Raw genomic sequence first — 14,999 nt, forward strand, 5'->3', positions numbered from 1 at the left:
AGAGACGACGCATAAGGTTAATCGACGAGGTTTATCCCGAGGCTCGTTAGCATGTTCACGGCTTCAAATCGTGAGAATGTCGAGCCCTCTAATCGGTTATTTTTTACATCAATCGTAATGTTTTCTGAGTGCGAGAGGTCACAGCCTTCAAGGTTTGTTTGACTAAATATCGCGCCGCTTAAATCGCATCCTGTGAGTTTAGCCTCTGACAGACTGCACCCGGTTAAATCTACATGATGCATTCGGCAGTCAGTGAATGTTGCGCCGTCCATGTCAAGCTCGAAGAATGAACTGTCGTTAAGAACGCATGTATTGAATGTGATCTGAGAGCCCGAGTCGAAGAGGGTCCATTTGGGTCTTGTCCAGTCGACGCCAACTAATTTACAGTCAGCAAATACAACATTGTTCAGGCGCGTATGTGAAAATGCGGCAAGGCTGAGATTACAGCGTTCAAAGTGACAGTCTATAAATCTGCAATGATCGAAATCGCACTCAGAAAAATCGCACTCAGTGAAAGTACAAGCCTCAAACTCAACGTTGCGATAACAGCCATAAGCAACAGCTAATTGCCCGAATTGCTTCTCGACGTATTCCTTGTTGTTTTTGATTTTTGGCATCGTTTCCTCTCTCAACGGACCTAAACGTTACGGCGCGTATCTTCTTGATCTACAACGACACACTAAAACACCAATATGATGCAAATAAGTCACTGCCAGTATTAACAGTAAGCTCATTTGGCTATATTCGACGAACGTTAGTGGCGCGAATTCTTTGGATGTGGAGCATACAGCAATATGCTCACACGATGCAGCTAAGTGTGCTGGTGATGCGATTCAGGTGGGTAATCGGATGGAAAATGTTGCTGACCTTCTCTGAGTGAAAGAAGGCCAGCGAGGGCATTAATAGACGTCGCGAACGTATCGTTTTTGCTTTTTCAACGCGTTGACGTAGTCTTCAGCATCCTCTTTACTCATTTTCCCGTGTTGTTCAATGACAGCGTGCAGCGCTTTATCCACATCTTTTGCCATGCGATAGGCGTCTCCACAAATGAAGAAATACCCGCCGCGCTCAAGCCATGAAAATAATGCCTCTCCATGCTCCAGCATTCTGTCTTGAACATAGATTTTCTTCTTCTGATCGCGCGAAAATGCTAAATCGAGTCGGGTCAGTAACCCATCCTGTTGCATCTGTTCAATTTCATCACGATAGATGAAGTCGGTATCGCGATTCCTGTCGCCAAAAAACAGCCAGTTTTCTCCTGATGCACCCGACGCTTTGCGTTCTTCAAGGAATGCCCGAAAAGGCGCAATACCTGTTCCGGGGCCGACCATTATCATTGGGGCATCGTCAGACTCTGGTACCGAGAAGTGCTTATTCGGCGCGAAGTAACAGCGGACTTTGTCTCCTTCTTCGGCAACATCTGATAAAAAGGTCGAACAGACACCGTTGTGGTCGCGATCGTTGCTGTTGTAGCGCACGTTACCAATGGTGAGATGCACTTCTTCTGGGTGGAAGTTGACGCTGGATGATATTGAGTAAGCTCTTGGTGCAAGGGCCTTGCTCAATTCGATGAATTCATCGGCACTCAACGCGGTATCCGGGAACAGCTTGATCAAGTCGACAATATCTTTACCCCAAAGGAAATCGTTGAGTTTTTCAGTATCGTCGATGATGGCAGCGAGCGTTTTGTCGGCGCTGTGGCCAGCAAGGTGTGCGATAAACTCTTTGCTCGGCGTTCGTATTTCCAAGTGATCAGTCAAAACCGTTTGCAACGTCATGGATTGCCCGTTGTAGGTTACTTCCGTATCTGACTGGCTGTTAAGGCTATTGATGACTTCCTGGACTAAATCATCCCGATTAACGGGAATGACATTCAATGCATCACCTGCTTCGTAGGTTTCACCACTGCCTGCCAGAGAGAACTCATAGTGGAAGGTTTCTTTGCTTGAACCTTCCTCCGTCAGACGCTTTTTAGTGATGAGCTCGGCATGCAGCGGGTTTTGTTTGTTGAACTTGGGTTTGTTCTTTTTGGCTGCTGAAGGCGCTGATGACGTCGATGCGGCTGCTTCACCTGCACTGCCGCGTTGAGCAATTTCTGGCATGGTCGCTTCTATCCAGTCATTGGCTGGACCTTCAAAGTCGACATCACAGTCAACACGTGCTACGACGCGTTGGCCTCCAAGTTCTTGCAGCCTCTCATCCCAATGGATACCGGCTAAGCAGAAATCATCATAATTGGTATCGCCCAACGCCAGCACAGAGTAATGAGTATTGGCAAAGCTTGGCGCATCCTCTGCGCTTATTGCATCCCAAAGGCTTTGTGCATTATCAGGCATTTCACCTTCGCCGTAGGTGCTGGTAACGACCAGGAGACGCTCAGCCTGAGCTAACTGCGGCAGCTCCACATCATCCATGTCAACAACGCTTGGCAGAAGTCCTGCTGTTTTGGCCTGTTCTGCCGCATCTTCGGCAACAGCCTCGGCGTTACCTGTCTGTGAACCATAAATGATGGTAATCGGTCTTACGGCAGCCTGTTGTGCCTGTGCAGGGGCTTGGTTACTTTCCTGTACGAGTAATTTGGTATGCAGACCTGCTAAAAAACCACCAAGCCACTGAGTTTGTTCACTGTTAAAAGGGATATCCTCGGGCAAATATGGCACTTTTTGTGTGTTGTCTAATTTCATGTAATCCATTCTCCTGATAATTAGGCAGCGTCACGCATGACCTGACTGAGGACTTGGCAATAATGGCTTGCCAACAGTTGTTCAAATGACGGGTATTGATCGAGTTGATGACGAATTTCCCTGTCTCTCTCAATAATCCATACGCTAGTTCCCCATGCCCTTGAATCCCAGACTTCGCGTTTGGCCATTGCGGCTTTGTAATCATCAACCCGTTTTTTTGCCAGTAAACAGGCAAGGGCTTGTTCGTCATAGGTGCCGAGGGAGGCTTTCGCATCTTTTACCAGTACGTCTATTAATCGCTTGTCCTCGGTATCAAACAAGTAACGACACGTCTGACTCTCTGTTGCACCACGTTTCAGCACTTCATCCGCTTGTTTTGCCACTTCCAACCCACGACGAAGCACGCCAGAGGCATTGACATATTGGTAGATCAAGTCTGTATCGCGATCACCGTATTCAGGGACTTTGCCGTCAAATAGTGGCTGACCTGATGATGCGTGACTATCGTAAGCTTCTTTGACCAACTGGATATTCTGGCGAGCAAAAAACTGGCTAAGTTCCTCTACCATATCTTTCTTGTTCATCGCTGCTGCGATGGCGTCGCTAGTGTGGTAGTTGAAAAGAGAAAGCGGAATCAAGACAAAAAAGTCAGCGCTGGCTAGTGCCAGTTGTGTAAAATCGCGCGAGTCTTTTCAGAGCCAGTTGCCTGATAGTGGGCGGTAAGGTGATAGTGAAGGGCCTGTCGTTGGCCTTCAACCAGAGTATCGCCACCGCTGAGGCGAATAGCTCTTACAGAATCATTGCTGCATGAGGTTACAATGTCTCCGGTCGGGTCGTACTGGAAAGCAGTACCACCGCTCATGCCATTACCGAAGCCTTTACCATAGCCACCAAGATTCACGATGGTACCATTGGTCATGTATTCGCAGCAGAAGTCACCGACACCTTCAACAACAGCGACGGCACCGGAATTTCTGACACCAAAGCGGTCGCCAGCTTCACCTTCAACGAACAGCTCGCCGCCAGTGGCGCCGAAAAGAGCGAAGTTACCCACCAGTACATTGTCTCCGCAGCTCACTGACTTGCCACCTGGGTATTGCACTATGATGCTGCCGCCGCTGGCACCTTTTCCGACACCATCGTTACAGGTTCCGATGTGACGCAGTGTTATGCCTGAGTTGTTAAACGCAGCAAAACTTTGACCTGCTGAGTTTCTTGAGGTGATTTCGATACTGCCTGCAGACAACACTTTTCGTCCATTGGAAAGCGTGTTGACTGCTGGGTGGGCGGAGATATCGGCATCGCTCAGGCGATAGTTAAGTATTCTTTCGATATCGATAGCAAGCTGACCGCCGACTGTTTTGTTGCAGTTACACAATGTTTCCCCTTCAAAGGATAACGATGCACGTTTGGCCTCGATAAATTCACGTTCGACCGTTTCGATATACTTGTCGTCAGGTGCAAAACAGGCTTCAAGACAGATGGGGTCTTCGATATGTTTTTTCTGAACCTTGCCGAGAAGTCCTGTCATATCCAGCTCTCCGATCATCTCGGGGTGTCGGATAAGATGAAGCAGGTGTGTCTCGCCACAGATTGCTTTGAGCGATGGATAGCCGAGCTCAGCAAGAATTTCGCGCACGTCATGGGCGACGTTCATGAAATATTGCGCCAAGGCCTTGGATCGCCTTTATACAGCTCGGGGTTGGTGGTGAGACCTGCTGGGCACTTGAGGTTACAGTTTTTCGCCATCACACATTTCAGCATCATCAACGCTGTTGTGCCGAACTCAAAAGAATCACCGCCCAATATCGCTGATTTAACCACATCAACACCCGTTTGGTGGGCATTTGAGCAACGGAGAACAACTTTGTCTCTGAGGCCGTTTTCAGACAGAGCCTGATGAACCTCAGCAATGCCGATATCTGCTGCGCGTCCGGTGTTCTTGAGGCTGGTAACCTGTGCCGCGCCCGTGCCGCCAGTGTTACCCGCGACATTAATCACATCAGCGCCTGCTTTCGCAACGCCGACAGCGATTGTGCCAATCCCTTCAGATGACACCAGCTTGACGATAACCCGCACTCTGGCCGCTTTCGCATCGTGGATCAGCTGGCCCAAGTCTTCAATCGAATAGGTGTCATGATGAGGTGGGGGAGACACTAGTTCAACACCAGGTGTACCGCCCCTCGCTGCAGCAATTTCGACGTTAACTTTCGGTGAGGGTAATTGACCACCTTCACCGGGTTTCGCACCCTGCGCAATTTTGATTTCGATTTCTTCCAGCGATGGGTCGGCAAGATAGCCCGCCCACACACCAAATCGGCCAGATGCAAACTGTTTAATTTTGCTCGCTTTTACTGAGTTGTAGCGTCGTGAGTTTTCGCCGCCTTCACCAGAGTTACTCATCGCACCCGCGATATTTGTACCTTGTGCAACTGCCTCGTGCGCCTTGGCGACCAGTGCGCCGTGACTCATCGCACCAGAGGCGAATGCCGCAGTAATTTCATTGGCGGGTTGCACATCTTTCAGCGATATCGCTGTTGGCGGAGATAGGGTGTTGGAGAGAAATTTCTTTGCCAACCCATGCGCGTTCAGTTGGATTCCGCGGGTTCCTACATCAACGCCGACAAGATCATCGCCAAATACTGTCTCCAGCGCTTCGGCGAACATTGGATGGCGTTTTAGAGGTTGTTGGTCTAGCTTGAGAAGCCACTTGTTGCCACCTGTCGATTCGATAGATAGCCCACTTACCGAGGTATTTGGCGACCCTCGAAACGATATATGAGAGAGTACGTCGATGAAATCATCTGTACTCTCACAGCTTGATAGGCCGACGGGCAGAGACAGAACATCACGCAGTGTTGCTGGTCGATTTTTTCTTTCTTCGGCAATTCGCTCGGTAAACTCGCGATAAACCTGTGTCATCTCGAACGAGTTAATCTGCTCCGGGGTGCGGGCCTCAAAACCTAAATCTTTATATCCATCGTCCTCCGGCAGTAAGAACCGGCTTTCGTCCCATTCAGATGCATCTTCGGCGGCATACTGAATAGACTCTTCTGTCAGCGCAATGAATTCTCTCGTGGCTAAATTTCCGTAGCCATGAGCGCCGCCCTCGATTCTTTCTTTGAAGAGGCCAAGAACCGGGATCTGATTTTCAGATTGAATCTCGAAGACTTTGCGATGCCATTCAATAGCATTATCGACCAAATCAACAAACTGCGCGCCACCGACGGGCGAGTGGATATTAGGGAAAAGCGCAGCGAGCGGCGGATCATTGGTATCAATGAAGTTAGCTTCAAAAAACTCCCCGCCAATATAGCTTTCCGCCGTACACAAGCCGAACTTACCCATGGTTTTCATCAAGGCTTTTTCGACTGCTTTTTGGTAAGCCTTCAAGCCCTTCTTAACGCCCTCAATATTACCGAATAACTCCCATGCTCGGTTGAACACAGAGAGCGGACAAACCGCAGATGCGCCAAAGCCCAATAAGCTGGCGATATCGTGCGTACTGGCGGCCTGCCCTGTGAGGTAGATGATACTGGTCGAAAAGCGCAGACCTTTTTTGATTAGACGCTGATTGACTGCTGCGATAACCAACATAGCTGGGGCAGCAGCTTGGTCATGCGTGACGTTCTGATCAGACATTATGATAATGTCATGCTGGGTACTGGCGAGCTTTTCTGCTTGATCAGCGATGCTGTCGAGGGCTTGCTGCAGGCAAGCCACATTCGATTTGTCGCCCTTTTGTTTTTCAAGGTTAGGAGTGAAAAGCGTATCAATCACACCGATTTTCAACTGATCTTGCTTTTGAATTTTAAGAACGTCTTGCGGTTGCAAAATAGGTGATGGGATCACCAACTGGATGTTTGTCGTCGGGCTGATGTTGGGTTTGGCACCCAAGGCAACCCGCAATGTCATGCCATCCGCCTCGCGGATACTGTCGAGTGGCGGGTTTGTCACTTGCGCGAAGCGTTGGCTGAAGTATTTTGATACGCCGCCTTCAATCCCAGACATTGCATTCGGTGCTAAGCCGTAACCCATTGCCGAAATCTTCTCCATGCCCGTTTGTAGCATGGGGTCTAGCATGAATTTAAAACTTTCCTGATTCATGCTGTATGCAACATGCCTTGCCGTTGGTACCAGCGGTGAGCTGTTATCAAACTCCGAGATATCAGCCTCAGGCAAGTCTGAAAGCTGCATGCGCGCTTCACTGAGAATGGCAGAGTAATCATGCTCGGCGGCTAATCGCTCAAGAATCTGGTTTGTATATAAAGTCTCTTTGGTCGCGTGATCGAAAACAACCATCCCGCCAGCTTCGATCCGCCCTCTTCGAATGACGTCATCGTGCGGAAAGTCGATTTGTCCCGCCTCACTCATCACTGCCAAGTAATCATCGGTTTCAACCGTTCTGAGGGGTCTGAGCCCGAGTCTGTCGAGCCTTGCGCCTACTTTTACACCGTCGCCAAAAATAAATGCTGCGGGGCCGTCATTCTTTTCTTCATACAGAGAAAAATACTCCAGCATATCTCTGACGTTGTCAGGCAGTGACTGATCGTTCTCCCATGCTGGTGGCATCATCGCAAGAGCGGCGACATCGATATCCATTTCATCTTCGGTGACGCGTCGGGCAAGCGTCTGGTCGAGCCGTGCTGAATCTGACTGGCCTTTCGGGAAGATGACTTCTTTTCGATGGAGTCGAGCAATGGCGTCTTCACTGAGCCTATTTTTTCTGTCTGTGTTTAGCTCGCCATTGTGCGCCATTCGTCTAAAGGGTTGCGCGAATATGGGGTTTGGCGCTGTGTTGGTCGAAAAACGGGTGTGAAAAAACAGCGTGTGTATTTTGTGTGTCGGGTCCGTCAGGTCACAAAAGTAGGGCACAACTTCCCAGCTGTTTAGCCGGTTTTTCAATACTTGCGTCCGGCTACTCATTGATAGCGGGTAGAATCCCTCCAGCTCGGGTTGGGTGAATGCCGGATATTCAATTTCTAATAAGGCCTGATTGATGATGTGTTCAAAAACGGCCTGATTAGCCACATGCTTGGGTTTGCTGAATACACATTGTTTGATGGGCAGTTGGGCGTCACAGCTCTGCTTATTGAGTGCATCGTTGTTAACGGGCACATCGCGCCATAACAAAATTTGCAGTTGATACTTCTTGAAAGTATCGACAATTATTTGGTGTGCATGCTCGTGTTGGGTTGTGTCAACAGGGTAAAAAAAGTTAGCTACCCCAAAACTCCCTAGTTTTAAACTTGGTTTTTTGGTCAGTTTTCGAAAGAAATTGAGTGAAATATCAATATTAACCCCTGCACCGTCACCTGTGCCTTCTGCACTAATGCCGCCCCTATGTGGGATCATACAAAAAGCCTGATGGGCATGTTGCAGCAAGTCGTGGGTCTGTTGGCTTTTTTTGTGTGTAATGAAGCCGACACCACAGCTGGAATGCTCAAGATCTCTGTCGAATAAATAACGTTTCATGATGTTCTTAGTCCATATTTGTAAGCCGAATAACCACCTTGTTATCAAATAACCTTGAATTTCGTCACTTCACTGGCCGGCGTCCAGAATAGCCATATAGTAATACTTATGCAAATAGTAATTATTATCATTAGCAAATAGGTTTTTTGTTTCGATATAAGCGGATTGATGAAGAAGATAATGCTAAATCTGAATTAAAGTTCCATTTTTCGGGCTGGGTAGTGCTTATTTATAAGCGCGAGTTGCTAGTGGTGAAAGGTGATTTACAATGAATTAGCGGAAGGTAAGTAACGCATTTTTGAATTTTTATTCTTTAATTTAGCCTAGATATTCTTAATTGCACTGCTTTCATGTTGTTTTATCGGGAAACTACTGAGTGGCTGACTCAACATAAACCACTTTGCATTCAATACCGAGATGGTCGAAATAATTGAGCCATCTGATTTGATGATATTGCAGACTATCACCGGGACCCTTGACCTCGATGAAGCAAGGTTTACCCTCCTTCACCATGAAAAGGTCTGGATGTCCTTTTCTATTCGCCCTCAGATCGAATAGCAGTCTTCGAAAACAACCAACCCATTGAGCCGAAGACAGCGAATTGATGGCCGCTGATAAAAGCTCTTCCGTTACATAATGCCAGTTGACCCAGTCATTACTGGTACCGTGTTTTTCCTTGTACACACCAAAAATATAATCGAGGCCATGCTGGGTTATTTGTCTAAAACGGCTCTCAAGCATGTCTTTGCGGGTCGAGGAAAAACTCTCGTGGTACATGTCACGGGGAGAGCGTTGGAAAGGGTTTAGAAATGCGCCCTCAACGGGGCTGAAGATGATATCCCAAAAGGTCAAACCAAATACCGCATTAAGCAGTAAGTTTTCACTATACCAAGCCTGCCAGCCCTGCGATTGATAATATTCAGCAACAGTCAGTTCAACCGAGCGACCAATTGAGAGACTGACAGTTTCTGATTCAAACGCTGCTTTGATTTTCTCTGGGGCATTGATTTCAGTTTTTTTAGCCAACTGTCGTGCTATGCGGCCTGCTGTTTCTTGCTCGTCTTCATCAACGGGTGACTCAAGCATGTCTTTAACAATGTCGGCGGCCAATGCCAGTCTGTTTTGCTTTGTATAAATTCGGGCTAAACGCTCACGAGCGGGTGGCAAGGCCGACTGTTGATAAAAAAGAACCGCATCATCTAATTGGCTCTGTCTCTCCAATTCGCGCCCAATCCGTGTTAACAGCCTTTGTCTCTTTCTTTCCATCGGCTGCCACTCAATTGTTTCGAAGGCAGTACTTGCCTGAACCGAAGAGGCTATACCTAAAATACACGGGATATCTTTGGCGGTTGTGGCGAGCCATAGTTGTTCAGAAAGTTCTGAAAGTGATAACCAATCCGTGATGTGTTTGCGTTGTCTGAAAAGACGGTAAGCCTTTGATATCTCGACGTCTTCGTATTGATGGATACCGAGATCGCTAAGAACAAACTGACTCAGATCCTGATGAGCATTGCCGAAAAACAACAATAAAAAGACAGGCATGATTTCCTGATGGTGAAGCGCAATACACTGAAATGGCAAAGTCAACGTTGGTTTTGTTTCAAGTGCATAGTCTACGAATACTTGCTTCTTTTCTTGCTTTTTTAGTGGGCAATCGCTGAGTAAGTTGACCAATTCGGGTTTGGTAAGAAGGTCACACGCCACTTCTGTAGCGGGTTGATTGGATAGACTAACAAAACCGACTCGCTCCAGTTCAGCCAGTGTTGCTGATAGATCTTTGATTTCAGAATATTTCAGTTTGTCTTCTCGAAACCAGATGCCACGACGAGAAAGTAAGCGAACTGTCAGTGCCTTTCCGTCTCGAGGCAGCATTTGAAAGCAATCAATCCATGCTTTTTCGTTTTCGTTCAAGAGATCGGTATACTGTTGCGCAACATACTCAATAAGGGTCAAAAAATTATTGAGATAATAAAAGTCCGGTAGTACTGGCGGCGGTGTTTTTTCTGTCGGCATGAGATGTTGAATACCGGGAAAATAAAAAGATAATGCAGTTTAACTGATAATTTACCGGGGTGAACCGCTTTCTAAGCAATCTTTGCTGGGGTAAAGTGAGAGAAACCTAAAAAATAATACGTTGTCAGTGGCCGTGGTAACCCGCGGTCAGGTATCTGGCGCAGGAAGAGCAATGTTACCAGCACTTACGCATCAACAAAGTATTGAACCCGTCGTTTTAGACTATCTTGCAGCACTCAAGGATGAAGGCTTCGCAGGAGATGTTGAAACGCATTATGCCAGCCGACTTGCCGTCGCAACTGATAACAGCGTTTATCAAATGTTGCCTCAGGCGGTGCTGTTACCTAAATCGATTGACGATTTGCAATTGCTGACGAGTGTCAGCCAGCGGCAAGCGTTCGGAGCGATCCGCTTCTCTCCACGCGGTGGCGGTACCGGCACAAACGGACAGTCTCTTACCAAACACATTGTGGTTGATATGTCCCGTCACATGAACAAGGTACTTGAAGTTAATCCTGATGAGGGTTGGGTGAGAGTACAGGCGGGCGTAGTGAAAGATGCATTGAATGATGCACTTCGGCCGCATGGTTTCTTCTTTTCACCAGACCTGTCGACAAGTAACCGAGCGACAGTAGGTGGGATGATCAATACCGATGCCTCGGGGCAGGGTTCACTCCGATACGGAAAAACCTCAGACCATGTGTTGTCGCTCAGCGCCGTTCTTGCTGATGGTTCGCGGCTAAATACCCAATCTTTATCCCCCGAAGAGCTGGAGCAATCTGCTCAAAAAGACGACTTTGCTGGCAACGCGCTGCGCAAAGTGGCTCAGATATGCCGTGAAAAAAGGCAGCAAATTGAGCAAAAATTCCCGCCGCTAAACCGTTTCTTGACTGGATATGATCTTAAGAACGCCTTTATCCCTGAAAAAGACACCTTCGATATAGGCCGTGTCTTGTGTGGTGCAGAGGGCTCCCTCGGCTTTATTGCTGAAGCGAAACTGAACATTACTCCAATCCCGAAAGTGCGGACGCTGGTTAATGTAAAGTATGACAGTTTTGATTCTGCGCTCCGCAATGCGCCCGTGATGGTGCAGGCTAATGCGCTGTCGGTGGAAACCATTGACTCGAGAGTGTTTAATCTTGCCCGTCAGGACATTGTTTGGAATACGGTTAAAGACTTGCTGACAGATGTGCCCGGCAAAGAAATGCAAGGTATCAACATCGTTGAGTTTGCAGGCGATAACCCTGATGAAATTGAAAGCCAGATTAGCTCTTTGTGCCGACGTCTTGATGCTCTGATTGAAAACCAGCAGGGTGGCGTGATCGGCTATCAGGTGTGTGAAGACCTGGCGTCCATTAACCGTATTTACAATATGCGTAAAAAAGCGGTTGGCTTGTTGGGCGCGACAAAAGGTGCAGCCAAGCCTGTTGCATTTGCGGAAGACACCTGCGTACCGCCTGAAAACCTTGCTGATTTCATTCAAGAGTTTCGTTCGCTTTTGGATGGGCACAAACTCAACTACGGCATGTTTGGTCACGTCGATGCGGGTGTACTTCATGTTCGCCCTGCTCTGGATCTCTGTGATCCCAAACAAGAAGCTTAATGAGCACTATCTCTGATCAGGTGGTTGCGCTGGTGGCAAAATACGGCGGACTGATGTGGGGTGAACACGGTAAGGGCTTCCGCTCAGAATACGGGCCTGCTTTTTTCGGTGAAGAGCTGTTTGAAGAGCTACGTAAAGTCAAAGCTGCTTTTGACCCCGAAAACCGAATGAATCCGGGAAAGATTTGTACACCGTCTGACAGCAACGAAGAGCTGGTCAAGGTTAGTGCGGTGAAACGCGGTACGTATGACCGCCAGATCCCGGTTGTTGTCCGTGACAGTTTCAGGCAAGCCATGGAGTGTAACGGCAACGGGTTATGCTTTAACTACGACACCAGTTCACCCATGTGTCCGTCAATGAAAATTACTTATGATAGACGTCACTCCCCGAAAGGGCGGGCAGGAATCGTCCGTGAGTGGTTACGTTTGTTGGCCGAGCAGGGCATTGACCCTGTTGTTATGGAACAGACGCTCCGTGATAAATCGCCAAGTGTTCGAACCATCATGGCGAGATTTAAAAATACTTGGTTAGTAGGCAAGCAGGAATACGATTTCTCGCACGAGGTGATGGATGCAATGAACGGCTGCCTTGCCTGTAAAGCCTGTGCCAGCCAGTGTCCTATCAAAGTTGACGTACCCAGTTTCCGTTCGCGTTTCATCAACCTTTATTACAGCCGCTATCAGCGTCCAGCGAAAGACTATCTGGTCGGGAATATTGAAAACCTGTTACCGCTGATGTCTAAGGCGCCGACTCTGGTCAACACAGTGACCCAAAGTGGGCTTGGCAAATCGCTGATTAAAAAAGCCATTGGGTATATTGACTCGCCAGCGTTGTCGAAACCGACGTTAAATAAGTCTCTCAGCGCGCTACCTGTCTCGCTTTTTGACCTTGATACACTCAGTTCTCTCTCAGACGACGAAAGAACAGAGTATGTGCTAATTGTGCAGGATCCCTTCACCAGTTTTTATGATGCCGAGTTAGTGGCTGATTTTATCCGTCTTGCTGACAAGTTGGGTAAAAAGCCTGTGCTCCTGCCATTTAAACCCAATGGTAAGGCGCAACATGTTAAAGGTTTCCTGAGAGAGTTTGCTAAAACAGCTGGCTCAACCGCGGCTTTTCTCAGTCAAGTGGCGAAATTGGGTATTCCTATGGTGGGTGTCGATTCCGCCTTGGTGCTCTGTTATCGCGATGAATACCGTGAGGTATTGGGCGAAACTGCAACGCCATTTGATGTGCTCACTGTTCAGGAATGGCTATCGCCATTGCTACCCGCGCTCCCACTCAGAGAAACTCGCGATGCGGATGCATGGCATTTACTTGCTCACTGCACCGAAAAGACCAAATTGCCTGGAACGGAAGCTGACTGGAAAGCCATTTTTGCCCGCTTCGGTGTCAATATGAACGTGGTGTCTGTCGGTTGCTGTGGTATGGCGGGCACCTATGGTCATGAGGCCGACAAGCTTGAAAACTCTCAAGGTATCTATGGTCTCAGTTGGCAACCCCAGTTGGAGAAACTGCCCGCTTCACGATGTATGGCAACGGGCTATTCGTGTCGCAGTCAGGTAAAACGTTTCGATGATACACATCTTCTCCACCCTCTTCAGGTGCTGCTCAAGCTACACAGCTAGTTCTGCGACACACCTGTAGTAACAAAGGGATCTTCGGATCCCTTTGTTAATTTGGCGCTATTAATTCTGCAAAAGACTGATGCGTTGTCGCAACTATTAGGCGTTTGCTGACATCTCGATTGATACACTAGCGACAAGCTGGACATGACTGAGATGACGGGGGCAACCATGGCTGCAATGAAACCACACATCACCTTTCATGGGCTTTGTCACGAAGCACTTTCCTTTTATCAAAAGGTCTGGGAGGGGGACATCAATAACCTCTCGACGTTTGATGAATCGCCCGTTGAATTCCCTAGTCACCTACTAGGAAAGGTGATGTATGCAGAATTTGATGCCGAAGAGATTAGCTTTCTCGCGTCTGATGGCGTGGAAGAAACGCTGTCTCATGGCTCCGGAGATATTGCTATTCACGTATCGTTTTCCGAGCAGAAACGCCAGACGGCAATTTTTGCCGCACTGTCTGATGCGGGTGATGTATACATGCCTTTGGATAATACCTTTTGGAATGTCAGATACGGTATTGTGACAGATAAATTTGGCATTCGCTGGATGTTGAGTTGCCCGCTCTAAGCCGAGATGTACGCCTAATGTCTGCATACTTGATGTGAAGCATGATATTTTGTCTGTGTAATCACAAGACTGCTAATATTTGCCTGTATTGCGGGAGTAATGCGTTGTACTCTATTGATGTCTCTTTGAATATTGTCTGAGGTGTCAGTTGCTTAAAGTTGCCGTCATTGTACTGCTTGTCATTATCGGATTCTTTGCTGTTAGAGAGATGTCTGAAAAAGGGCAATCACGATTTGCTGTTGGCGTTGTTGCCGTTCTCGCTGCAGGTTTCATTTATGCTATCGTCTCCGAACTCGCAAGATAGCACATTCATCCTTTACCTCTTGTCGCCAGTTAATTGACTCAGAGTCTTAATCTGGATTCAAAATAAAACAACGTTCCATTATTAGCGTGATAGGATAGTCCTCAAAATTTAGTGACTCTTTTATCGAAGTGGAACAAAAATGAAGATAACGCGGTTATGCCCCTGCGTAATTTTGATAACAAGCTTGTCGGCTTCTGCAGATGATTTTTCTGGTTGGCATGTCAACGCAGGCGCTGGGTTGGTCTATTCAACCGTCAACAACAAAAGTTTTGAATCTCAAAGCACACCCGATGCTTTCAGCATCAGTGGCGGTTACCAGCTAAACCGCTTCATTGGTGTAGAAGCCACTTTAATACACTATGGAAAAATGCAGGTCGACGGGTTCGAGGCAAGGCCACGTAGTCTTTCAATTTCAGCAAATCTAGGTTACGAACTTGAAAACGGTATCAGGCCATTTATCTTGTTTGGTTACGGTGCATTCAAGCTGGGTCAGTCGGATTCACTGCTCCGTTATATAGCGGTTAACGATGAGGCTCGCACTCTCCATACTGGCTTCGGTGTGGAATATCAGCTGGAAAATGTGTATTTCCGTGTGAGCCAAGTCTTCGATAAAACCCGTTTGACAGCAGGTATTGGTTTTTTTGAAGACAGTTTAAATGACAAGTTTTCCGATATCACCTTGGCGACCACTCAGTTAACAGTCGGATACCAGTTTTAGA

9 protein-coding genes and 1 pseudogene are annotated in these 14,999 nt (G+C 47.7%); 4 read left to right on the forward strand and 6 right to left on the reverse strand.

From position 1 onward, the window contains the following. Positions 1–17: 17 nt before the first annotated feature. From CS022_RS01625 to CS022_RS01640, 6 genes are all read right to left on the reverse strand, one after another. Positions 18–617, reverse strand: a complete 600-nt coding sequence (locus CS022_RS01625) for a pentapeptide repeat-containing protein (protein WP_129120807.1) — start codon at positions 615–617, stop codon at positions 18–20. Positions 618–899: 282 nt separating this feature from the next. After that, complete coding sequence (locus CS022_RS01630) at positions 900–2,684, reverse strand: sulfite reductase subunit alpha (protein WP_129120808.1); 1,785 nt, start codon at positions 2,682–2,684, stop codon at positions 900–902. A gap of 20 nt (positions 2,685–2,704) precedes the next feature. Beyond that, positions 2,705–3,268 (reverse strand): hypothetical protein, encoded by a 564-nt coding sequence (locus CS022_RS25185; RefSeq protein WP_201746177.1) that lies wholly within the window; start codon positions 3,266–3,268, stop codon positions 2,705–2,707. A gap of 74 nt (positions 3,269–3,342) precedes the next feature. Continuing rightward, positions 3,343–4,341, reverse strand: coding sequence for a GltB/FmdC/FwdC-like GXGXG domain-containing protein (locus CS022_RS25190; protein ID WP_201746178.1), 999 nt, complete (start codon positions 4,339–4,341; stop codon positions 3,343–3,345). Beyond that, a complete protein-coding gene (locus CS022_RS01635; protein ID WP_201746179.1) occupies positions 4,338–8,159 on the reverse strand; it encodes a glutamate synthase-related protein in 3,822 nt (1,273 codons plus the stop codon). The genes CS022_RS25190 and CS022_RS01635 overlap by 4 nt, the downstream gene beginning before the upstream one ends. Positions 8,160–8,528: 369 nt before the next feature. Further along, the gene (locus tag CS022_RS01640; protein WP_129120809.1) at positions 8,529–10,172 is read right to left on the reverse strand and encodes a VRR-NUC domain-containing protein; all 1,644 of its coding nucleotides are present in this window, start codon (positions 10,170–10,172) and stop codon (positions 8,529–8,531) included. A gap of 172 nt (positions 10,173–10,344) precedes the next feature. On the opposite strand from CS022_RS01640, the pseudogene ydiJ reads away from it, so the two are divergent. The 4 genes and pseudogenes from ydiJ to CS022_RS01655 all read left to right on the forward strand — a co-directional run bounded on the left by ydiJ (position 10,345) and on the right by CS022_RS01655 (position 14,998). Further along, a pseudogene (ydiJ, locus tag CS022_RS01645) lies at positions 10,345–13,403 on the forward strand (D-2-hydroxyglutarate dehydrogenase YdiJ). A gap of 168 nt (positions 13,404–13,571) precedes the next feature. Continuing rightward, positions 13,572–13,976 (forward strand): VOC family protein, encoded by a 405-nt coding sequence (locus tag CS022_RS01650; RefSeq protein ID WP_129120810.1) that lies wholly within the window; start codon positions 13,572–13,574, stop codon positions 13,974–13,976. Between the two features lie 148 nt (positions 13,977–14,124). Further along, complete coding sequence (locus CS022_RS24760) at positions 14,125–14,280, forward strand: hypothetical protein (protein ID WP_161569523.1); 156 nt, start codon at positions 14,125–14,127, stop codon at positions 14,278–14,280. A gap of 139 nt (positions 14,281–14,419) precedes the next feature. Then, on the forward strand, positions 14,420–14,998 hold the full coding sequence (locus CS022_RS01655; RefSeq protein ID WP_129120811.1) for an outer membrane beta-barrel protein: 579 nt from the start codon (positions 14,420–14,422) through the stop codon (positions 14,996–14,998). The last annotated feature ends 1 nt before the right edge of the window (position 14,999 follow it).

It is taken from the genome of Veronia nyctiphanis (genome assembly GCF_004116385.1).
GTDB lineage: Bacteria > Pseudomonadota > Gammaproteobacteria > Enterobacterales > Vibrionaceae > Veronia > Veronia nyctiphanis.

Bases quoted from the DNA above. Each gene is read 5' to 3' on its own strand.
- CS022_RS01655 (WP_129120811.1), top strand. From the start codon at position 14,420: ATGAAGATAACGCGGTTATGCCCCTGCGTAATTTTGATAACAAGCTTG.
- CS022_RS01635 (WP_201746179.1), bottom strand. From the start codon at position 8,159: ATGAAACGTTATTTATTCGACAGAGATCTTGAGCATTCCAGCTGTGGT.
- CS022_RS01625 (WP_129120807.1), bottom strand. From the start codon at position 617: ATGCCAAAAATCAAAAACAACAAGGAATACGTCGAGAAGCAATTCGGG.
- CS022_RS25185 (WP_201746177.1), bottom strand. From the start codon at position 3,268: ATGAACAAGAAAGATATGGTAGAGGAACTTAGCCAGTTTTTTGCTCGC.
- CS022_RS01650 (WP_129120810.1), top strand. From the start codon at position 13,572: ATGGCTGCAATGAAACCACACATCACCTTTCATGGGCTTTGTCACGAA.
- CS022_RS01640 (WP_129120809.1), bottom strand. From the start codon at position 10,172: ATGCCGACAGAAAAAACACCGCCGCCAGTACTACCGGACTTTTATTAT.
- CS022_RS25190 (WP_201746178.1), bottom strand. From the start codon at position 4,341: ATGAACGTCGCCCATGACGTGCGCGAAATTCTTGCTGAGCTCGGCTAT.
- CS022_RS01630 (WP_129120808.1), bottom strand. From the start codon at position 2,684: ATGAAATTAGACAACACACAAAAAGTGCCATATTTGCCCGAGGATATC.